Raw genomic sequence first — 21881 nt, 5'->3', positions numbered from 1 at the left:
ATCCTCCTAGACCAAATTCAAATATGAGTCTTTATACAAGCAGTTATAAACTGTTTTCTTTAATATCGAGCTTGCAATTGGCTTTTGGATGAACATTGGGAAATCAGTGCCAATACCTTCAATTAGGGCACGATAATTCTTGTCTTGAGAAATAAATATGAATTGAATATCTGAGTCATTTAATGACTTTATCACTCTTCTTATACTCATCCCGTTTGACTCCCCTAGATTAATGTCCAAGATCACAAGATCCACCTCATTTTGAGAGATATACTTAACAGCTTCAAACTCATCATTGAATGTTACGACATCAAACTGAAGGTCAGGCTCCAGAATTGGGCGCAAATAATTTGTGATTCTTGGGCAATCATCGAGAATCACAATTCTCTTCTGATGACATCGAATCTTATTCTTATTGTTATTTTGTAGTGCTCTTGATCTTTGCTCAAAGCTTAATTCTTTTGCCATTAAAACTCTCCATGATTAGGCTTGAGTTAAATACTACATCTAAGCTATGACCCCAATGTGACGAACTTATTAGGCCCCGCTAACAAGTCAATAATATCAACAAGATAAAGCTTGTTTTATGATTCTATTCTTAAAGTTTTTTGGTATAATAGGAAAAGATTGCACCCAAGAAAGAAGGCCGAGTGAAGAATTATCTATTAATTGATGATGATATAAGAATCTATAATCTCATGAAAGTTTACTTAAATAGTGACGAGAATCTTCATTATCTTGAATCCACAGAAGCAGTACAACAAACTCTTGAAGAGAATAAGATCGATATCGTCATTATCGATATACACTTGGAAGAAAGTGATGGGCTTAACTACTTCGTTGAGCAAAGGGATATCTTTACGAAATATAATATCCCAGTATTTATCATCAGCCAAAACACAGACTTAGTAATGAAACTCAAGGCCTTTCAATTTGGTGTTGATGACTATATTGAAAAACCTTTTGAGCCATTAGAGTTATTTGCAAGAATTAGGGCAAAAGTACAAAAAAATAATAAGTCTTCAGATACTCTCTCTTTAGGTGACTTGGTATTTAATCTACAAAGTCGTACTTTAGTCATGAAGGGCCAGCAGGGCCATGAGGACATTCTTCTTTCAACGCTTGAGTTTAACCTCTTACTATTCTTTGCTAAATCTCCTGAAGTCATTCATTCAAGAGAGGGATTACTTGATAATGTCTGGGGTAATAAATTAGATGTAACAGATCGAACGATCGATCATCACATTAGTAACTTAAGAAAGAAAGTAAAATCAAACTCTCACTTCATAAGAACGCACTTCAATCTTGGATACTCATTATCAGAATATAAAAAATAGCGACTAATTAAAATTGGCCAACAAGAAGTTCACGTAGCTTTTAAAAACTTCATTTATTTCTACAGTTTTCTCAAAATCACCAGAGTCAACATGCTTCTTTAGCTCCCTGACAATTTCATCTAGCTGATCAAAACCATATGATTTAGCACTACCTAAAATTCGGTGACACACTCTACTCATGCCATTGTAATCTTTGACACGATAACAAGATTGAAACTCTTTAAAATCAACGACTGTATTTGTGATAAAGTCAGGAATAATTTCTATTAAATCTTTATCGATAACCGGTCTCGTGAACTTCAAAAGGCACCTAATTATTATTCAAAATGGTTGCAACTTTATTCATTAATAACTCATTATCAAAAGGCTTTACGATATAGTCGTCGACACCCATCTCAATGACAGATTTAGCAATCGAATAATCTGGGTTTGCAGAACAAATACAAACAGGCACTTCTTTTAAGCGCTCATTTCTATTTCGAAGAACTAAAAACTCTCCACCAAACTCACTAGACATATTTAAATCGAGTAAGATGAGATCCGGTAAATTTTCATCAAGATATTCATATGCTTCTGTTAAGTTATTAGATGAAGGAACCTCAAAGCCAAAGCCTTCTAAGTGTTTCTTTACGATCTTAATGAATCGATTATCGTCATCAACAACAAGTATACTCTTACCTGAAAAATCCACTTACTCTCCTTTGCTTGCAAGCACTTTATTAATCAGCTTTATGACACCATCTTTTTTTACTGGCTTAATTAAATATTCATCACATCCAATTTCAAAACAACGCTCCTTATCTTCTTTTAAGGCATAAGCTGTTAAGGCAATAATAGAAGCTCGACCAATATTCTCGCTTCTTTCTAAGTCTCTAATCTTTTCAATCGCCTCAAAGCCATCCATGATAGGCATTTGTAAATCCATTAAGATTATATCAAAGTTATTCTCTTTCTTATAAAGATCAAATGCTTCTTGGCCATTTTCGGCTTCGATAATAGTCGCATTCTCATTTTTTAAATAAACCTTAATCAAATTACGATTATTAATAGCATCATCGACGAGAAGTATCTTAAGTTCACTAGCGTCTAATTTTTCTTCCTTATTAGGGCCTTCATTTTGAACTAAAGGTGCTTGCTGATTTTTTTCAACCTCAAGCGCTAAGGAAATCACAAATTCGCTACCGATGCCTTCCCTACTTTTAACATGGATACTTCCTCCCATTAACTCCACTAACTCTTTAGTAATGGCCAGCCCTAGGCCTGTGCCACCATGCTCTCGAGTTGTCGATTTCTTCCCTTGGTCAAATGCCTTGAAAATATTATCTTTCACATCTTCCGGGATACCAATACCAGAATCAATGACATTAATAATTAAGTTCCCAGGAAGATCGGCGCTTGTATTTTCTTGGACTTTAACAAGAATACTTCCCTCGTCAGTAAACTTAATAGCATTACTAATTAGGTTAATTAAGATTTGCATGATTCGAGAAGAATCGCCGATGAAAAAGTGAGCTAAGCTCTCTTCGATAGAATAAGAGAGGGAAATATTTTTCTTCTTGGCCGGCCATGTAAAGATATCCATCACTTCTATTAATAAGTCTTTTAAGTTAAAAGTTCTTTTATCAAGAGAGATGGCCGAGGCTTCAATTTTTGAAATATCTAAAATATCATTTACAAGATTTAATAAAACCTCACTAGAGCTTTTAAGAGAACTAGCATATTCGACATACTCATTTGAAATATCGGCCTTCGATAGAAGATCAGAAAAGCCAACAATTGAGTTAAGTGGAGTTCTGATTTCATGGCTCATATTCGCCAAGAATAAAGACTTTGCCTTTGAAGCCTCCTGCGCACTCTTTGTTGCATCTCTTAGGCTTTTTTCATACTCTAGTTGTTTAGTCGTATCGAGATTAACACCAATATGGCCATAAACTTGACCATCGTTATTTCTTAAAGGGGTTGCAATTGTTTTTGTGAAAGTTATTTCACCTGTCTTTACATTACAAAATTTAATATCGAGATCAAATTCTTTAGAGTTTGCAGCTGCTTGTGCCCACTTCTTACCAACCTCTTGCCTTTGTTCAGCATAAATTGCCTTAATCCAACCTTCACCAAGGGCCTCTTCTTTTGTCATCCCTGCATATTCGAGCCAACGTCTATTCTGATATCGGGCCAAACCATCTTCTGTTGTTAAGAAGACACCAACAGGGAGTAGTTCAGATAGTGTTTGGAATTCATTCAAGCTTCCTTGCAGCTCAGAAAATGCCTTCTCTCTTTCTTTTAATGCGTTCCAAACTTCAATTTTCTTAGAAATAAGTTGTGATAAAATTTCAACAAACCTTATCTCTTCCTTACTGAAGCCTCTTTTCTTTATAATACGTGATGAATAATTTAACGTTCCATAGATTTCATTATTAACTCGTATTGGTGTCCCAATAAAGGATTCAAGTTTCATATTTACGTAGACAGGGTGAGCACACATTTGCTCATCTTCACCAACATTTTCAAAAACAATTGTCTTGTTCTTTTTTATGACTTGATCACAATACGTATCCGCAATATTTGCTTCAAAACCCTTCTCTATTTGATTATCAGGCCCAACAACTTCCACAACATGATAAATACCATCGTTAATATGACTAATGATACCGTACTCTAAATCAAGAACATCCACTCCCCTTGATAAGAAACTTGGAAAAAAGTCGAATGGATCACCTGTTGAAGCAAGATTCAAACGTTGAATCTCCTCCATCATAAGAGAGAATTTACTGACATTATTTAAGTCACTTCTAAGTCTTAGGAGTTGGCATATTTGATTGGCCAAAGTCTTTAACATCGAAATCTGAGAATCATCTAAGCTTCGAGGTTTTGTATCGATAATACATAGTGTACCTAAGCGGTGCCCATCTAATATCTCAAGAGGAAAACCAGCGTAGAAGACAACTTTAGGGCCATCGCAAACAAGAGGATTATCTTTAAAGCGATCATCAACTCTAGCGTCTTCCACAATCAAAGGTTCACTTGAGTGAATTGCATGAGCACAAAAAGATAACTTACGTTGCGTTTCACAAATATCGATCCCAACTTTTGATTTAAACCACTGCCTTTCCTTATCGACAAAGGAAAGTAAGGCGGTTGGAGCATTCGTTATTTCAGAAGCTAACTGAGTGATATTATCAAAAACATCTTCATCTTGTGTATCTAGTATTTTCAAAGACTCTAGTAACGATAGTCTTTCTTTCTCATTCTTTGTTTCTTTGGCCGTTATCATTTTTCTACTTTCTTAAAAAATACTGCTCTACTTCACACCATTCTTAATTTCTTCAACCACTGATGGGTCAAGAAGTGTTGAAGTATCTCCAAAATTATTAAAGTCATGGGCCGCAATCTTTCTAAGAATTCGACGCATAATTTTTCCCGAACGTGTCTTTGGTAGCCCCGAAACAATTTGAATTTTATCAGGGCGAGCAACTGCGCCGATTTCTTTTACGACTGTTGCATTAATAAGCTTCGTTACTTCGGCTTCATCAGTAAGGTCGGTGACAACGTAAGCATAGATACCTTCACCTTTAACGTCGTGAGGGTAACCTACAACCGCACTTTCAGCGATGGCATGATTCTTTCCAATAGCATTTTCAATTTCGGCCGTTCCAAAACGGTGTCCTGAAACATTGATAACATCGTCCACACGTCCAGTGATTCTAAAGTAGCCTTCAACGTCACGTTTTGCGCCATCACCAGAGAAGTAATAACCTTTATATGTTCTTAGATAAGCATTCATAAAACGCTCATGATTCTTATAAACCGTACGTAGCATTCCAGGCCACGGATACTTAATACAAAGCTTTCCTTCGGCCATCGTTTCACCAATCTCATGCCCATTATCATCAACGAGAACAGGAACGATTCCCGGAAGAGGAAGAGTTGCCTTACATGGTTTTGTTTTTGTAAGCCCTGCTAGTGGAGAAATCAAAATCCCACCTGTTTCTGTCTGCCACCAAGTATCAACAATTGGACATTTCTTCTTTCCAATAAATTCATTATACCAGTGCCAAGCTTCTGCATTAATTGGCTCACCTACTGAACCAAGAACCTTCAGGCTTGAAAGGTCGTACTTGGCCGGAACATCATCTCCAGCGGCCATAAGGGCACGAACAGCAGTTGGTGCTGTATAGAAATGTGTTACCTTATTTTTTTCTACGATGTCCCAGAAACGTCCCGCATCTGGATATGTAGGAACACCTTCAAACATCATTGTCGTGGCACCATTTAAAAGTGGCCCATAAGTAATATAAGTGTGACCAGTGATCCAACCAATATCGGCGGTACACCAATACATATCCTGTTCATCCACTTGGAAAACATTGGCAAAAGTATATGCTGCCCAAACCATGTAACCAGCTTGTGTATGAAGAACACCCTTAGGTGTTCCAGTTGATCCAGACGTATAAAGAATGAATAATGGATCTTCGGCGTCATGTTGTGGAGCTTCGTGCTTGTCTGATGCTTTATCAAAAAGCTCATGCCACCAAACATCGCGTCCTTCTTTCATCACGACGTCATTTCCTGCACGCTTGTGAACAATGACGTTCTTTACGCTTTTGCAGGCCTTATCTTCTAGTGCTTCATCAACGATTGACTTAAGCTCAGTCACTTTCGTTCCACGAAGTCCACCATCGTTTGTCACAAGAACACTACATTGAGCATCTTCAACTCTTCCCGCAAGAGCTTGGGCAGAAAAGCCACCAAAAACGACAGAGTGAATTGCACCAATTCTTGCACAGGCAAGAACTGTAAACATTAGCTCAGGAACCATCGACATATAAATGCAAACGCGGTCACCTTTTTTTACGCCAAGTCCTTCCAGCATATTTGCTGTTTTACAAACTTGAGCGTGAAGTTCTTTATATGTAAATTCTTGGTTTGCTTCATTCGGATCGTTGGCAACAAAGACCATCGCCTTCTTATCACCACGAGTCGCAAGATGGCGATCAAGACAATTTTCAGTAATATTTAATTTCGCTCCATGAAACCAGCGGATATCGCCGTCTTTAAAATTACCTAGAGTGACTTCATCCCATTTTTTTGAGAATTGAAAATTTTCTGCAATTGATCCCCAGTATTCTGATGGGTTATTCTTGGCCTGCTCATAGGCAGCTTCATATTCCTCGAAAGTTTTTAAACGAATATCCATATTCATTACCTCGCTAAATTACTTATTAATTTATTATGATAGAGGTAAATTTTCTCGCAACTTTTAAGATACGTCTAGTACTGGTAAGGATTCTTAACTTCTATTATCTTAGATAGTAAGGCCCTTAAATCATTCATTTGCCCATACCAGTAGTTTGGTGATTCAAAATAGCCAAAAGTATACTTGAATGATGGATCATCCCACCTCTTAGCAATCCATGCACTAAAGTGAATTAGTCTTAGAGCTCGTAGTGAAGGAATAAGCTTAAGTTGCTCATAAGGAAATGAGCGAATGCTATCATAGGCTTCTAGAAAGATATTGCGATCAATGACGGATTGTTGATCATCTCCAGGGCAAATAGGCCAAACATCTTGAACCACTGGCCCCATCACCATATCGTCAAAGTCCACAAAGAATGAGTCATCACCTCTTAAGATGATATTTCCTTTATGAAAGTCACCGTGGACTCTTTGATAATTTACATTTTCAAATAGTGGCTTAGACTCACTAATAATTTGCTCACAAATCGTAATGAAGTGCTCGCGAATATCTGTTGGAATATAATTTGTTGAAGCAAGAAATTTTAAATTGGCGACTCCGTATGTTTCAGGAGTGAGCTTAATTCTATGATCAGCGCTCTTTAAGGCACCAACACTATGAATACGGGCCAGAGAACGCCCCATGATTTCAAGCTGCTCGATATTCATCTCTTCTGGGTTTCTGCCCCCTCTCTTTTCATAGAGGCAATAGAAGATCTTGTGATTTGGCATCTCAAATAGAGTTGTGCCATCAATTTCAAGTGGAGCGATTACAGGAATCTCCGCATCATTAAGATCCTTTATGAAATTGTGCTCATCGATGATCTGATCCTTCGTCCAGCGCCCTGGACGATAAAATTTGGCCACAATAAAATGGTCACTTGGGGAGTTAATCTCGGCCTCAGGGCGATCCACCTCGATCTCATAGACACGGTTTTCAATACTATTTAACGGTAAACAGCGCCCCGTCGTCTTGAAACCAACTGCATCAATAGCATCTAAAATTGCCTCTGGATTTAATTGGAAGAAATATTGGGTCTCTTCACTACCCCATACATAATCACTCATGTAAAAAATCATATGCTTGCGCACAGTGCCATGGCAATGAAAACCTAGGGTGTTAGAAAGCGTTATACTTAGGAGAGATTATGTACAAATTTGCACTTTTAGCACTTATTTCAACTTTTAGCTTTGCCGCAACTTTTGAGTTTGTAGGCCCTTGTAAAAGAGGTGCACTCTTTAAAACAGAGATGCAGCTAAAAAATGGTTCAACTGTCGGAAGTGCTACGATTGATCTTCTTAATAATTTTGGTATTGCCTACAAAGGAACTCAAAGGGCGATGAACTCGATCTTTGATACGCCAACAGGACTTGATGCCATGGAAGTCTTAAGTGATACACAAATGAATGCTCACGGTTGGTGCTATTCTGTTAATGGCCAAAGCCCAGAAGTATATCCAGATGAAGTACCACTAGGAAACGGAGACCACGTGATGTGGTGGTTTGGCTATGCTCACTACGATAGTGGTGAATGGCTAACTCAATGCGAGCCAACTTGGAAGCGCGCCCCTTCACAATTTTGCCACTAAGCTCGCTGCAATTAGCTCGAACAACTTAGTGTCGAGCAACCTGGCCTTGATGTCGACCAATCAGGGGCCTTAACAAGAAAAGGTCTTGTGAATTCATTTAACTCATATGGATTAGCAATGGCCTTTTCAAGATTTCGAAGAGATGTTTCATCCCCTTTTTCTAAATCATCTAAAACCATCTGCACAATATAATTACGTGGAATAAAGACAGGATTGGCTTCGTTCATAACACCAAAAGCAATCATTGGATCGACTCTTTGAAGCTTCTGCTCTCGTTGCCACTTCGTTACCCAAGTATTAATTCGTGCATTATCGACATCACTTAAGTCCTTATAGAAGGCATCTTGCCAAGAGACTTCCTTACCTTCCATCACACTCATGAGAGTTCGATAAAAGAGAGTCATGTCGGCCTGCAATTCATATTTTAAGTCAAAGAGCTCATCGATAAATTCACGCGTACAAGTTTTAAGCCCCAACTTCTTGGCCACACTCTCCTGATAGAAGCTGTGAAAGTATTCTGGAAATTGATCAAGAACTTCATCTAAGCTTTCAAGACATACTGTCTGCAGGGCCTCTTTAAGTTGCGCAAGATTCCAATAAGCAATACTTACTTGATTAATAAAACGGTAGCGTCTTTCTCTAAAGTCCGTTGTATTTGGTGTCCAATTTGGATCAAAGCGATCAAGCCAACCATATGGCCCATAGTCTATTGTAAGGCCTAGCATCGAAAGGTTATCAGTATTCATCACGCCATGAACAAAGCCCACACGCATCCACTCGCTCATTAAAAAAGCTGTTCGACGAGTGACTTCTTTAAACATCTCCTCGATGCTCATGCCCGGAAAGTAATTATCAATGGTGAAGTTAACAAGCTCTGTTAGCTCCTCCAACTCATGATTGGCCGCATGGATTTGATAGTGGCCAAAGCGCAAAAAGCTTGGAGCAACGCGAGTACAGATAGCACCTTTTTCATAGGCAGCGTTTCCATCATAGAACATATCACGTAAGACTTGCTCACCTGTTTCAACAAGGCATAGTGCTCGAGTTGTTGGAACGCCTAAATTAAACATGGCCTCCGAACAAATATATTCTCTTAAAGATGAGCGAAGAACGGCCTTGCCATCAGCTCCTCTTGAATAAGGAGTAAGTCCGGCACCTTTTAATTGAATCTCAAGACCTTCATAAAGCCCTAGAGTCATGGCGCGGCCATCACCTAGTTGACCGGCCCAGTGACCAAATTGATGTCCTCCGTAGCGAGTTGCCACCGGAGTGGTATGGTACTCTTCTTGGTTACCACTAAGAAGCCTTAACCAACTCTGTTTGTCTGTCTCATTAATTCCCATTGCCTTCGCAAGATCATTTGACCAGCAAAGCTCTTTAGGAGCGGGAGACTTTTCAGGAGTGACACGACTAAAGTGCGCTCCAGGAGTTTGTTGTGGACGACCAGTGAGGTCTTTATACTCACGCAGTCCCTTATATGCAGCTTCTAATTTAATCATAAGTACCTAGTAATGTGGTGGTTTGAAATCTTTAAGATTCTCAAGAGTCATCTGCTCACCCGAACTATCTCCTTGGTGAGCAAGGAGATTTCTAATATGAGTCACAAGTTCATCAATGATAAACTCTTGTTTAGTAACAACCTCGTTTAGTTGGCCAAGTAAATGATCCTGGTGACAAAACTTTTCTTCTAATGCGATTAATTTCTTTTCAAGTTCTTCATTATTCATGTCTATAAACTACTACATTACTCAACTAGCGTCTATTTCTTAGTCGATGAATACTGTAGTTTTGGGCGCTTACAGCTGTCAAAAAAAATAGGATTTTATTAATAACTCCTAATCCGTTACATGGTACAATTACTGCCATGAAAAAGAAGTGGAATACGGCCACAAATTTCATCTCCATCCTTCTTGTTGGGTTTATTATTTACAAGCAGGCCCCTGCTGTACTCAATAACTTTAAAAAAGAAGGAAGTACTCTTACTCCAAAAGAGTATGTAGATCTTCGCACAAATAAAAAACTCGAGTTTCCAAGTAAGGATTTGCAAAACAGAAGCCTTGCCATCTTTTGGGCAACTTGGTGTGGGCCATGTAAGGTTGAAATGAAGCGCCTTCATCAATCAGTACAAGAAGGAAAACTTGCGGCCCATCAGATCTATGCCATTAACTCCTTTGAAAATGAATCCACAATCAGACGATTCATTGGGCAATCCCCTTATGAGTTTCGTTTCATCTCTTCACCCTATGCCGTAAAAACCCTTGATGTTAAGTCTACTCCCACAACAATTCTCCTTGAAGGCCCTCATGTCAACTCCATGAGTTCAGGACTGAGCTTCATCGGGATCTGGCGCGCTGAACAATACCTTGCCAAGAAGTAGTTTTCTCGACAAATAGTCACTCTCTAGCTACTATTAACAATACTTTATTTTTAAAACGAGGATTCTATGGGAAGAAAATGGGCCAATATCGTCAAGAAGAAAGGCGCTCTTGATAAGGCAAAAAGTCAGATTTATACAAAGCTATTATTTGAAGTAACAAAAGCAGTAAAATCAGGTGGCGACGACCCAGGCTCAAACTTTATCCTTAAAATTGCTCTTGATAAATGTAAGGCAAATAACGTTCCAAAAGATAATATCGATCGTGCCGTTAAGAAAGGCCTTGGCGGAGAAGACGACGGATACGAAGAAATCAACTATGAAGGCTATGGGCCAAATGGTGTTGCGGTATTCGTTGAGGCCTCAACAAATAATCCAACTCGTACTATTGCTAACGTAAGAGTTCACTTCAAGAAAGCTGGTGGTTCAGTTGGAACAACGGGAACACTTCAGTACGTCTTTTCAAGAAAGGCCCTATTTGAAGTTCCAGTTGCACAACTTGATGAAGACGAGTTCACACTAGAGATGATTGATGCTGGTGCAGAAGATATCGAAGTGGAAGATGGCTACTTTTCAATCACAGGTCCAATGGAAGTCTTTGGTTCAATTTCTAAGAAATTAGAAGAGATGGGGATTACACCAGAAGAGGCAACTCTTGAACAAATTCCACAAACATTCAAAGAAGTTGATGATGAGACGTATTTAACTATAATGAAGATGGTGGATGGACTTGAAAGTGATGAAGACGTTCTAAAGGTTTACCACAATATTCAATTTGATGAGCGTTTCGAAAATTTATAATGGATAAAGCAAAACTAACCTATACAAATGAACAAGGACGAGAGGTGAAAACCTCTCAATTCCTTAAAAACCGTGGCTCTTGTTGTAAGACGGCCTGTCTTCACTGCCCTTACGGTTTTACTTTAAATAAGCACGGCATTCAAAGCCAAGAAGTTACTGTCGACTTAATTGCTAAAGCACAGGCCATCTTAGATGCCAATCAAGAGCAATCACAATCAGTGGCCTCCGCACTTATGGGATCGGCCTTTGGTGGAAGCAAGCCTAAGAAAGTCACGATTTCAGAATCAAATTCAAGTGATTTTGCCTTTGTTGAACTTAAGGGTGAGATCTTTGGCCTGATCGAAAAAGGTAGCGTCCAGGCAAAGAAGCTCTATCTAAAAGAACAATTTAAAGAGCAAGGACTTGATCTCGACACAGTAAATTCAGTTATATAGACACTGTTCACTGTTTTTACACGCTCTTCTTTTTTTCAATTTCTCTGTGAAAGATCTGTAATCAATTTATATTGAAACAGATTAAATGGAGAAAATATGAAGAAGATGACTCTACTTTCAGTAGTGCTTACGGCACTTCTTAGCTCACTGACTGCTCAGGCTAGACATGACGAATCGTACTTTGAGAAAAGACAGCGCGAACGTATGGAAGAGCGTCGTAAGGAAAAGGCACTTGAGAAGAGGGCCAACCAAATCAATTGGGGAGCAAATTACCAAGATCTTCTTAATGAGAACTCTCGTTTTTTCAAAAGACTATTTGAACGTTATGAGAATGGAAATATCATAGGCCTAGAGCTTGTGATTGCTTCTAGTTCTTGGTCAAATATTGAAAGTGGTTTTGGCCACACCATGCTACGTTTTGTGGACAATGTAGGAACAGAAGCTGATGACGTGGTTCTAAGCTTTGTTGCAAATGTCGACACCCTAAAGCTTAACTACTTTAAGGGAATCTTTGGCGGCTACCCTGTTTTTCCTCAAGTAAAAAGTCTACGTATGTTTATGGATGAATACAATAATAAACAAAGACGTGACCTTGATCGCTATATCATTATTTCAAATGAAGAAATTAGAAAGAATATAATTAACCAACTAAGAAATCAGTGGGAACAAGTTACTAACCATCGTGTCGAAACACAGAAGTCTGTTCTACAAGAAACTCTTGAAGAGCTCAACCAGTTTTCAACACAGAAGTATGGAGAAGGAAATTACGGCATCCTTCCTCTGCGCTCTGGTACAGGATCGGTCTTTGCACTTACTCCCGTTCCAAATAACTTAACATCAAATTTTAAGACAACTGTTGAAGAAGTCTTTCCTGTTAAATATGAACTACCTGAAAGTAGCGAATTAGGAGATTACACATTCTTCTCTAATAATTGTGCTGGTGCACTTGTTAACTTCTTAAAACAAGTTGGCTACCCATATCACAAGAAGATGGGATTTAAGGGACGTATTCCACTTGCTCTTCCAGACTATCTACAAAGAGCACTTATTAACCCATACCCTATTATTAAGATTCACTCGCTAAGAGAACTTAAGGATAAAGCAGCAAATATTCTCGAATTAAAAGATGAAACTTATCTGCAATACGATATCAACACAGACCAAGTTAAGAAGCTTCAAAAAGCACTTAGTTTAAATGAATTTAGAAAGCTTAATGAAATTGCAACTCTAGATCTTGATGCTTTTAAATACTATGCATCTCAGATTCAAGAAACAAAGGCCGTCTCCTTTGATGAGCTTCACGGAATTACAAAGGCCCCAGATGCTCTTTATGAAATTTGTAATAATTCAAAGTGTGAACAAGATATCATTAAAGGCCTTGAAGAGTTTTACGGAAAAGGTGCCTTTTCTAAGATCAAAGAAATCAACAAGGAAAAGTCACTCAAGGCCATCACGAAGTGGAGACATGACCACAGCACAAAGAGAAGAAAGAAGGTCATCACTCGCCCTTACAAAGGTTTATTAGTTAATAAGAAAATATTAGATCATCAAAAGAGATTCTACCTCCTCGATTCGAGATGGTAAGAAATAGGAGAAATCATGAAAAAGATTATGCTTTTAACATGTCTTATATCAATTCTAATGGGTATTAGTGCTAAAGCATCATGCCTTGAAGTTTATAAAGAAAATCATCGAGCACCAGACTATCAAGATATTGGAGCGATGGCCGGTATTTCTTCAACAATTTCAGGAGTTACTGTAGCAGGAGGAGAATTTGCCCTAGGCCTATCAACAACAAGTGCCGTTGGAATCCTTCATCCAGATAGTGCTCTTAGCGAACTGACGATTTCTAAATCAATTAAAGGTGGTGTCTCATCGACAGTTGACTCTCTTTACTACGGAGCATCTAGTACATCTGCAGCAATGGGAATCATCAAAGATAGTGACTATAGAAAACAACTGAAGCTTATCCAAGCATCTGAGCTAGCACCTAAACTTATCAGTGGTGACATTATCGAGATGACAGGAAAGATCAATGATAATCGTCCAGTGGATAAGAGAGTTTCTGTAAACGAAGTTGCCAGTGAAATTCAATTAGCAAATGAAAGAATGGAATTCTGTCTTGATAGTGAAAATCTTATGACAGTAGATGAAATTCAAAAATATATCGAAGAACAACTATAAAGGAGAGAACAATGAAAAAATCATTAATTGCCCTAGGGCTACTTTGCTCACTAGCAGCTTCAACACAAGCATCATGCCTTGAGCTATACAAAGAAAGAAATAATGCACCTTCAGACAGTGCTCTTGCAACAGGAGCAGCACTTAGTACAACAGGTGTAGCAGTAATTTATGGTGGTGTTGAACTTGCATCAACAACAATTGCTGCCGGTACTGCTCTACTTGAAGACTCTGATAATATCATTATCGACTTAATCGCTCTTGATATCATTGAAGATGGCCTTTCATCATCAACTCACGCTGTCTACCACGGTTCTTCTAGTACACTAGCTGCAACAGGTGTAATTGACGATAGTAAGAGAAACTTCAGAGGACAGATTGAGTTAATTCAAGACGCTCAGCTTTCACCAAAAGTAACAGGATCAACTCTTGCAGAATTTACTGAAGACCTAAACGATAGAAGATCTTCAGGAAACAAGGTTTCTGTTGAGCAAGTTGCAGATGAAATCCGCGTAGCTGATGCACGTGGTGAGTTCTGTATGGATGCGGATGATATGATGTCGATGTCAGAGATCCGTAACTACATCAACAACCAACTTTAATAAGTGTTTAAATAATAGGCCCTATCAAGGGGCCTATTGTTTAATCTCTAGACACTTCCCTCTTCCAAGGCCCTTAAATCACATCACTTAATTGGCACCATCATTGCTCCTTAATATAGGTATCGAAAACTAAATTAGGAGAGAGAAATGAAAAATGTCTACTGCTTGGGACTTCTTGCCACTCTAATTCTAAGCGCAAACGTTAAGGCCGAAAGCTTTCGCGGTAAGCTCTATGATAAAGATGGACAAGCAAGAGCTATTGTTAAAGTAGATGGACAAGAGCAAGACCTATCTCTTAAATTTGATAAACGTTATCACAAGTACATGGATAAAGTTCTAAAGAACTCTCCGGCCTACGTCTTTGAATTTGACGGTGAGGTATCAGGAGATAAACTAGCAATCGATAAAATGCCAAGAGTTGTGGCCGACCTTGAGGACCGAATCGGAACACTCACAAGAGCAAAAGATGGGCGCTATTATATTGATGATCAACTCGTGGAATTTGGCCGTTCGAAAAAAATCTATGGAAGTGAATTCGATTACATTTCTCGCCACTACTTTGAAAATAAGAAAGTTCATACTCAAGGACATATGCAAGATGATACTTTTATCATCAATGCTATCATTCCTGCAGACCTTTTTACGGTGGGAGAAAATCCATATCCAGCAAATGAAAAGTTTAATAAGAATCCACTGAAGTATATCTTAAAAGAGATGCCAAAGAATAAGAACTCACAGTCGCTAGAACCATTTCGAGGAACAATTAGACATCGTGATAATTATGAGGCAACTCCAGGAGACCATGTCTTTATCGTAACTTTAAGTGGCCGCCAAGGGGATGAGCCAGGGGCAGCTGCAGGACACTTTGCTATCGGTATGGGAGAAGTTCAAAATGACCTCTCGATAAAGGGTGAAACTTTTAACTTTTATTTTAAAGGTGAAAAAGAAGTTCTAGCTAGTAACACAGACCTTGTGAGCTACTATGGCCACCTCATTCAAGGACAGGTTAACTATAGGCCGACTTATACCCTAATTGGTTATGCACGTTCAAAAGAAGATATGCTTAAAGTAAGAGATATTTTTGAAGATCAACTACACCGTGTACGCACCGAAGCAGGGCTTGAGATTACGCCATTTTATAATTGTACAACGACATCAAATGATACGATGAGAACAATTGGTATAAAAGGGGCCCATGAATTTGCAATTAGCAATATCTTTGATTACCAAACATACTTACCAATGAGTTCCAAAGCTCCAAAAGATGGGACAAATGCTTCAACTCTCTCTCAACTACGTTATATCTTAAAAAGAGATACTGAGCACTACGTTCCACGAAAAGCATTTGAGTCCTTTGCTAAGGCAATGGTTTATCAAAGTAAAAGACTAAAGCTTAAAAGAACAGATTATATTTTCTTACCACAAACCCCTTCTCAAAGACCGACTGGAGGGATCTCTTATGACGAAGTCCTATCTGAAGGAAAGAAGATTATCGACTTCAAGGAAGAGCGTCTGCTAAGACTTGAAAGAGAGGATAATGCTCGTAAAACACTCGAGAACCCTAACGCTTCAGCGGAGCAGCTTGAAGAAGCTAAGTCGATTTTAGATAATGCTCCTACGAAAGAAGAAGATCAAAAACAAATTAGCGAAATCCTATACAGAATAGATTAAAATTAACTTTCTCCTAAACTTCTATCTTGAGAAGATAGAGTTTAGGAGTTTTTATGTATAAAACCTTAGTAATCATCCTCTTATTTATCCCTCTATTTTCTTATGGAGAATGGAGTACTCACCGCTTCTCTCTTGGACTTGGTTATACCTATCACGACACAACAATACAGGTTGGAAAGAAATCCTTAGGGGCGTTTATTTTAAGCACCGAAGACACTCTTGGACTTGATGATACACAATCTTCAGTACGTTTAAGTTATGAATGGCGCTTTAGTAAGAACAAGAGGCACGCCTTATCAACAGGTTGGTATAGTCAGCACAGAAGTGCGCGAAGAGTTCTCGATCAAGACATAAAATATGTGGACAAAGATAATAATGAAATCATTATTAATGCTGGGACATCTGTCGATACACTCCTAAACTTTGATATAATCCGACTTGCCTACTCTTATTCCTTCTTTCTAGATGAGAGGGTCAATATCTCAACCGGTATTGGTTTCTATATAATGCCTCTAAAGTTTGCAATTGGAGAAACAGGAAAAACCCAAACTCAAAGTGATTTCATTGCACCCCTGCCAACTTTTCAGCTAAAATCAGAAGTTAAGATTACACCAAAGTGGACTCTCTCAAATGAGTTTAATATCTTCTATATTCAAATCGGAGATTATACCGGAAGCATTATCGCAACGAATCTATTTATTGATTATCAATTCTACAAGAGATTTTCAGTTGGCCTTGGCTTTGAGGCCTTTAAGTTAAAAGTTGATATGGAGGAAACATCAGATGTATTTGATGCTGAAGTTGGAGGAGAATTAAATTTTGGAAATAATTCGCTAGTGGCTAGGGTGCGCTACGAATTATAGGTGCTTGATAGATTTTCAAATAAAGATCAATCCAATTTAGCAAGTCCCTTCTCTTTTTATTGAATTGAGTAATTTGCTCCTTACTCAATGTCTTTGAAAATTTATCAAAGAATTTAAAGAATGTCTTATTTTGCTTTAAGACTTCATTTAGAGAAACAATATCTTGGAAATTCTTTTTTAAAAAGTTTTGATAAGCTTTTTGTTCTTTTAGATTCAAGGCCTTAATAAAGTCCTGATGCCAGCTGCTACCTTCCACTCGAGTACTCTTATACTCCTTTGCAAAGTCATTAACTAGCTTAACTTGATTACTAGAGAGCTTCCCAAAGACATTCTCAAGACGCTTGACGCCTCTTTGTTCATAGCTTTCTTCATATTCCTTACGATCATCGATGCGCTTCTTTACAAGCTTCTGCCTTTGTTCAAAGTTAAGGTTTGATAAGACTTCAATCGATATTTTATTAACCTTCTTCATAATTCGGGCATAAGGAGGATATCCCTTAACGATTGCTTCTTTAAGAGAGTCTTTCTCAACCTGATAATTTTCAACGAGGTTCTTTAACTCAAGGACTTCCTTATGATGCTCAAAGAAAGCATTTGTTACCTTGATACGTAATTCTTTTTCTTGTTCGTCATCAAGGGAGAGATAATCATCAATCTTTTCACTTAAGAAATCCGGTGCTTTCTTGAGTATAACTTCACGGTAGCTACAACTGGCAAGAAAGAATAATGATAAAAAAAGAGAGATAATAGTTATTCTTTTGGACACTCAACTTCCTTCCACTTAGAATCGTTTGTGTAGCGAAATGTAGGTGCATTTTCAATCCCAGTTTCTTTTAGCCATACATCCCATCCCCATTGTCGCATAACTTGGTAAACTTCGGGATACTTTTTACTCGTCAGACAAGTATTCGGTTTTCTTCGAATCACAAATTCAGAACAACCCAAAAGAAATAGAAAGGAGAATAGAAAACAAAGCAAGAATTTCATTTAAAACCACTTCTCCACTTGAAAAATAAAGTCTAAATAAGAATTATCCGCCACATAGAGATCACTATTATCAACTTGTAAGTCGTAGCGATCAATTCTTTGATTAACTTTAAAAGTTAGTATTCCAATTCTATCTTCATATTTCAGATAATCAAACTTAAGAAAAAAGTTTTGTTGAGTTGATTTCTCAACATTAACTCTTTGCGACTGCCCAGTTAGAGTGAAAGTATCCGCAGATAAGAACGACATCCCTAAGCTTGCTTTGAAGTATTGAGAAAGATCAATTTGTCCTTGAAATCCAATGACAACTTGATGACTATCCTCGGCCTTTAGATTTTCATTACCAAATTCAAATTGATTAATACCACCATTATAAAAAAATGCACCAACATAGCTCATTAAGTAGAAAGTATTAAAATCAATACCTGCTATCGCATTAATCTGATAATAGTCCTGGCCATCAAATGGGCTAACAGTCCTACTTAATGGTGTTTTCCCGGAGTTTGTCGCCCCCCAAACAACTTTTGTGCTGACATCAAAGAACACTTCATCCTTATCGATAAAGCGATATCTTAACTCAATTGCAGGATCATAAATTCCAAAAGGACTCTCCTCTGGAGTCTCTTCATCCAGTTCGTTTTCAAGATGAGTTTCAAAGTCAGCTATTTCTGCATGTGTACTAAAGGCCGCTAAGAATTTATCAGAGAAAGCATAGCGGTATTCAAGGCCCGCAACGAGAACCGAGCGATCCACCTCAAAGAACTCTTCAAGCCCAGCACTTCTATTATCAAACTCCATTTCATCAAGTGACCAATAGAGCGAATACGTTAGAACACTCTTGCCCTTATCTGGGAAACGATACAAATAATCTAAGCGGTTAACCGCAAAAGCAGAGAATGCTATTAAATAAACTAATAAATACTTCATAACATCATTCCAAAACTTAGAGCATAGCGCTCATTGATAATATCAACAGAAGGAGCAACGACAATATTGCTCTTACTATTAAAGCGGTATTGCCCTTTATCATCAAAGTGAAAGTCATACATGAGATAACTAGTTAGACCACCTATAAATGCCCCCATAGAAACATCTCGAAAGCTGTGTTTCTTTGCATCGATTCGACTCCACCCAATATAAGTTGCGTAAACGAGAGGGAGTGAGGCAACTAAGTAGTTGCGATGAAATCTTTTACTATTAAAGATATCCTTACTCATCCACATCCCTACAGCGAAGGCATGAGTTGTGTGACCGCTTGGAAATGAAAGATAATTTGAGCTATCAGGCCTTTCTTTGTTGGCAGTATACTTAATACCAAATGTTATCCCTTGGGAAATAAGCATCGACTCAGTAAAAACAAATGCTTTTTCAAGGGCAAACTCATCACGACCAAATAGATAGTAACCATACATTCCGGCAGTTAGTAGCTCAGGGCCATGATTTCCCAACTCATATAACCACTTCGGCACAGAGAGGTCATCTTCATTATAATCATAATCTCCCCCTTCAAAGTCTGTCTTAACAAAGGAAGGTGAAATAATCGAATAAGTAATTAGCTCTAGAGCAAAGAAGGCCGACATGAATTGAATTTGAATGGGAGAAATATCCCATTTAGACTTTCTAATATGCTCAGAAGGAGCAACAAAGGCCTGGGTACTTAAGGTAAGAAATAGAAAAGTAATAAATGCTTTTAACATCTATTAATGAAAACAAAATTCACCTAATTCGTCTATTTATTTTACTTTAAGGACAATAAATAAAGAAAGAGTACTACAAATCAAAAAGCCCAATGCAATTGGCGTCACATCACCGCTATACAATTGTCCGATTAGCCCACCAATTGTCGCAGAAATGATAATCTGAACAGAGCTAACGACAGAGTTTGCAGTTCCTGCAATATGGCCCATTGGCTCTAATGCCAGTGCAATGAAATTTCCAAAGAGAAGACCAAAGCTAAAAAGGCTCAGAAGTAGAAAGCCATAAAAGAGAAAGAATGGAGGTAGTCCTCCAGTAAAGAATAGAATGATATTAAATGTAATGGCGATTAAAGAAATTGTCGTTAAAGCAAGACGACATAATTTCTTCATGCCAAACTCTTCAACAAGTCTAGAGTTTAAGAATGATGACAGTCCAATAAATGAAGCAAGCACACCAAAGGCCAAAGGAAAGTCCTCTCCTAGTCCGTACTTAATTTGTAGAATTTGTTGAGAAGTATTTAAATAACCAATAAATGCTCCAAATACTAATCCTGAAGCAAGTGTGTAGCTAATTGTAACAGGATGACTAAGGGTCTCAATTGCAGCATCCTTAATCTTCTTATATGAAAGAGGCCTGCGATACTCTTCATGTAGTGTCTCTTCTTGTCTTAGCGTAAACCAAGTAAGACAGATAACAGCAATAACAAGCATAATTAGAAAGATATCGCGCCATCCCCCAAAGCTAAGAATCACTTGCCCAATAGTCGGAGCAAGAGCGGGAACGAGGACGAAGATGATCATAATTAAAGACATCGTCTTGGCCATGAGCTTACCGCTAAAACGATCTCTAACCATTGCTGTTGAAATAATCTTTGCCGATGCAGCTCCTAGACCTTGCGTAAAGCGGCCAACTAACATCATTGTAAAAGTATGTGCGTTTAAAGAAATAAGTCCGCCAATAAAGAAAATAGCAATCCCAATATACATGGCAGGCTTTCTTCCTATTGCATCAGAGATTGGGCCAAAGAAGAGTTGTCCGACTCCCATCCCTAAGAAAATAAAAGAAATAATCATCTGGTTATCATTAGGATTTTGTACTCCTAAACTTTGACCAATTAAATTAAGTGCCGGCAACATTGCATCAATTGATAATGCAGCAAATGACATAAGAGCGGCCATAAGAGTGATAAATTCACGACGGCCTATTTTTTTTTCAACTTCTTCTACTGATAAATCCACTAGCTTAAATGTCCCATTTTTCCTGATTGATAATCTTCAAAAGCTTGTACGATCTCATCTCTTGTATTCATCACAAAAGGGCCATGTGAAAAGACTGGCTCATCAATAGGCTCACCATTTAAGATCAACAGCTCTGCGCCTACATTACTTGATAACTCAACCTCTTGGCCATCCCTTTCAAAGATCACTAATTGGTGTTCGTTAACTTGATTACCATTTACTGCAACACTTCCTTTTCGTACGAGAACAAGTAAGTTTGTTTTATCCTCTAATGAAAGTAGGAAGTTAGAATTCTTTTGCATTTTTGTTTGAATAAGATTTATTGGTGTATAGGTCTGACAAGGCCCAACTTTACCTGCATATTTTCCTGCAACTAATTTCAGTTCAACATCATTCGTTGGGTTAATCACTGGAAAAAGCTCTCCTTTTATTCCCTGATAGCGAGGAGCTGTCATCTTGTCTTTCTTAGGTAGGTTTACCCACAATTGCACCATTTCAAAAAGACCACCTTCCTGAGCAAATTTCTGAGAATGAAATTCCTCGTGAACAACACCGCTTGCGGCCGTCATCCATTGAACATCACCGCTACCAATAATGCCTCCACCGCCAGCAGAGTCACGATGCTCAATTTCACCTTCAAAGGCAAAAGTGACAGTCTCAAATCCACGGTGAGGATGCTCTCCTACACCTCTCTTTGTTTGGGTTGAAGAAAACTTCTTTGGAGCTGCAAAGTCCATCATTAAAAACGGAGTCGTGTAGTAATAGATATCATAACCTGGATGAAACATTGTATGGACGTGAAAACCATTTCCTACCCAATGTTTTTCAGGTGGGTTTAAAATATACTTTATTGCTTTTTCTTTCATTTATTTAT

24 protein-coding genes are annotated in these 21881 nt (G+C 38.2%); 10 read left to right on the top strand and 14 right to left on the bottom strand.

Translation table 11 applies throughout. The annotated features are described in order from the left end of the window. Positions 1-6: 6 nt before the first annotated feature. Positions 7-468: a two-component system response regulator gene (locus tag ABMA72_RS14655; RefSeq protein WP_393057673.1), complete on the bottom strand. Its 462-nt coding sequence runs from the start codon at positions 466-468 to the stop codon at positions 7-9. 182 nt (positions 469-650) lie between these two features. Here ABMA72_RS14655 and ABMA72_RS14650 point away from each other — a divergent pair, with 182 nt between their 5' ends. Beyond that, entirely contained in the window at positions 651-1337 is a 687-nt protein-coding gene (locus ABMA72_RS14650; protein WP_392859755.1) for a response regulator transcription factor, read from the top strand. Between the two features lie 3 nt (positions 1338-1340). Here the strand turns inward: ABMA72_RS14650 and ABMA72_RS14645 are convergent, their stop codons facing one another. The 5 genes from ABMA72_RS14645 to ABMA72_RS14625 all read right to left on the bottom strand — a co-directional run bounded on the left by ABMA72_RS14645 (position 1341) and on the right by ABMA72_RS14625 (position 7637). Continuing rightward, positions 1341-1640: a hypothetical protein gene (locus ABMA72_RS14645; RefSeq protein WP_392859753.1), complete on the bottom strand. Its 300-nt coding sequence runs from the start codon at positions 1638-1640 to the stop codon at positions 1341-1343. Positions 1641-1647: 7 nt separating this feature from the next. Next, the gene (locus ABMA72_RS14640; protein ID WP_392859750.1) at positions 1648-2028 is read right to left on the bottom strand and encodes a PleD family two-component system response regulator; all 381 of its coding nucleotides are present in this window, start codon (positions 2026-2028) and stop codon (positions 1648-1650) included. Beyond that, positions 2029-4608, bottom strand: coding sequence for a GAF domain-containing protein (locus ABMA72_RS14635; protein ID WP_393057671.1), 2580 nt, complete (start codon positions 4606-4608; stop codon positions 2029-2031). It abuts the gene before it with no gap. Positions 4609-4635: 27 nt separating this feature from the next. Next, positions 4636-6531, bottom strand: coding sequence for an acetate--CoA ligase (gene acs, locus ABMA72_RS14630; RefSeq protein ID WP_392859745.1), 1896 nt, complete (start codon positions 6529-6531; stop codon positions 4636-4638). A gap of 74 nt (positions 6532-6605) precedes the next feature. Then, the gene (locus ABMA72_RS14625) at positions 6606-7637 is read right to left on the bottom strand and encodes a serine/threonine protein kinase (RefSeq protein ID WP_392859743.1); all 1032 of its coding nucleotides are present in this window, start codon (positions 7635-7637) and stop codon (positions 6606-6608) included. Between the two features lie 80 nt (positions 7638-7717). On the opposite strand from ABMA72_RS14625, the gene ABMA72_RS14620 reads away from it, so the two are divergent. Further along, positions 7718-8158, top strand: coding sequence for a DUF4430 domain-containing protein (locus tag ABMA72_RS14620; RefSeq protein WP_392859741.1), 441 nt, complete (start codon positions 7718-7720; stop codon positions 8156-8158). A gap of 11 nt (positions 8159-8169) precedes the next feature. Here ABMA72_RS14620 and ABMA72_RS14615 read toward each other — a convergent pair whose 3' ends face one another. Then, on the bottom strand, positions 8170-9657 hold the full coding sequence (locus ABMA72_RS14615; protein ID WP_393057669.1) for a YdiU family protein: 1488 nt from the start codon (positions 9655-9657) through the stop codon (positions 8170-8172). A gap of 6 nt (positions 9658-9663) precedes the next feature. Beyond that, positions 9664-9885, bottom strand: a complete 222-nt coding sequence (locus ABMA72_RS14610; protein WP_392859736.1) for a SlyX family protein — start codon at positions 9883-9885, stop codon at positions 9664-9666. Positions 9886-10022: 137 nt separating this feature from the next. Between ABMA72_RS14610 and ABMA72_RS14605 the strand changes: the two genes are divergently transcribed. From ABMA72_RS14605 to ABMA72_RS14570, 8 genes are all read left to right on the top strand, one after another. After that, positions 10023-10535, top strand: a complete 513-nt coding sequence (locus ABMA72_RS14605) for a TlpA family protein disulfide reductase (protein WP_393057667.1) — start codon at positions 10023-10025, stop codon at positions 10533-10535. Positions 10536-10601: 66 nt separating this feature from the next. Then, positions 10602-11333 (top strand): YebC/PmpR family DNA-binding transcriptional regulator, encoded by a 732-nt coding sequence (locus ABMA72_RS14600; protein WP_392859730.1) that lies wholly within the window; start codon positions 10602-10604, stop codon positions 11331-11333. Next, positions 11333-11767 (top strand): DUF5522 domain-containing protein, encoded by a 435-nt coding sequence (locus ABMA72_RS14595; protein WP_392859728.1) that lies wholly within the window; start codon positions 11333-11335, stop codon positions 11765-11767. The genes ABMA72_RS14600 and ABMA72_RS14595 overlap by 1 nt, the downstream gene beginning before the upstream one ends. 96 nt (positions 11768-11863) lie before the next feature. Then, positions 11864-13351: a DUF4105 domain-containing protein gene (locus ABMA72_RS14590; protein WP_393057665.1), complete on the top strand. Its 1488-nt coding sequence runs from the start codon at positions 11864-11866 to the stop codon at positions 13349-13351. 15 nt (positions 13352-13366) lie between these two features. Then, on the top strand, positions 13367-13951 hold the full coding sequence (locus ABMA72_RS14585; protein ID WP_393057663.1) for a hypothetical protein: 585 nt from the start codon (positions 13367-13369) through the stop codon (positions 13949-13951). An 11-nt stretch (positions 13952-13962) separates the two neighbouring features. Beyond that, positions 13963-14550: a hypothetical protein gene (locus tag ABMA72_RS14580; protein ID WP_392859719.1), complete on the top strand. Its 588-nt coding sequence runs from the start codon at positions 13963-13965 to the stop codon at positions 14548-14550. Between the two features lie 147 nt (positions 14551-14697). After that, entirely contained in the window at positions 14698-16221 is a 1524-nt protein-coding gene (locus ABMA72_RS14575) for a hypothetical protein (protein WP_392859716.1), read from the top strand. A 53-nt stretch (positions 16222-16274) separates the two neighbouring features. Next, positions 16275-17084 carry a hypothetical protein gene (locus ABMA72_RS14570; protein WP_392859713.1) on the top strand — a complete coding sequence of 270 codons (810 nt, stop codon included), beginning with the start codon at positions 16275-16277 and terminating at the stop codon, positions 17082-17084. Here ABMA72_RS14570 and ABMA72_RS14565 read toward each other — a convergent pair. Genes ABMA72_RS14565 through ABMA72_RS14540 form a run of 6 tightly spaced genes read right to left on the bottom strand, consistent with a single transcriptional unit; the run spans position 17062 to position 21873 of the window. Further along, positions 17062-17850, bottom strand: a complete 789-nt coding sequence (locus ABMA72_RS14565; protein WP_393057661.1) for a hypothetical protein — start codon at positions 17848-17850, stop codon at positions 17062-17064. The two genes, ABMA72_RS14570 and ABMA72_RS14565, sit on opposite strands and share 23 nt — an antisense overlap. Further along, a complete protein-coding gene (locus tag ABMA72_RS14560) occupies positions 17835-18071 on the bottom strand; it encodes a hypothetical protein (protein WP_392859708.1) in 237 nt (78 codons plus the stop codon). Before ABMA72_RS14560 ends, ABMA72_RS14565 begins: the two co-directional genes overlap by 16 nt. Continuing rightward, positions 18072-18998: a hypothetical protein gene (locus ABMA72_RS14555; RefSeq protein WP_393057659.1), complete on the bottom strand. Its 927-nt coding sequence runs from the start codon at positions 18996-18998 to the stop codon at positions 18072-18074. Further along, positions 18995-19768, bottom strand: a complete 774-nt coding sequence (locus ABMA72_RS14550) for a phosphatase PAP2 family protein (RefSeq protein WP_392859702.1) — start codon at positions 19766-19768, stop codon at positions 18995-18997. The genes ABMA72_RS14555 and ABMA72_RS14550 overlap by 4 nt, the downstream gene beginning before the upstream one ends. A 36-nt stretch (positions 19769-19804) precedes the next feature. Then, positions 19805-21007 carry a multidrug effflux MFS transporter gene (locus ABMA72_RS14545; RefSeq protein WP_392859700.1) on the bottom strand — a complete coding sequence of 401 codons (1203 nt, stop codon included), beginning with the start codon at positions 21005-21007 and terminating at the stop codon, positions 19805-19807. Continuing rightward, on the bottom strand, positions 21007-21873 hold the full coding sequence (locus ABMA72_RS14540; protein ID WP_392859697.1) for a pirin family protein: 867 nt from the start codon (positions 21871-21873) through the stop codon (positions 21007-21009). The genes ABMA72_RS14545 and ABMA72_RS14540 overlap by 1 nt, the downstream gene beginning before the upstream one ends. Positions 21874-21881 lie beyond the last annotated feature (8 nt).

Origin of the sequence: Halobacteriovorax sp. CON-3 (assembly GCF_043196995.1) — a bacterium.
Lineage (GTDB): Bacteria > Bdellovibrionota > Bacteriovoracia > Bacteriovoracales > Bacteriovoracaceae > Halobacteriovorax_A.
The sequence above is the reverse complement of the archived record's forward strand: the minus strand, read 5'-3'. Positions and strand labels throughout refer to the sequence as shown.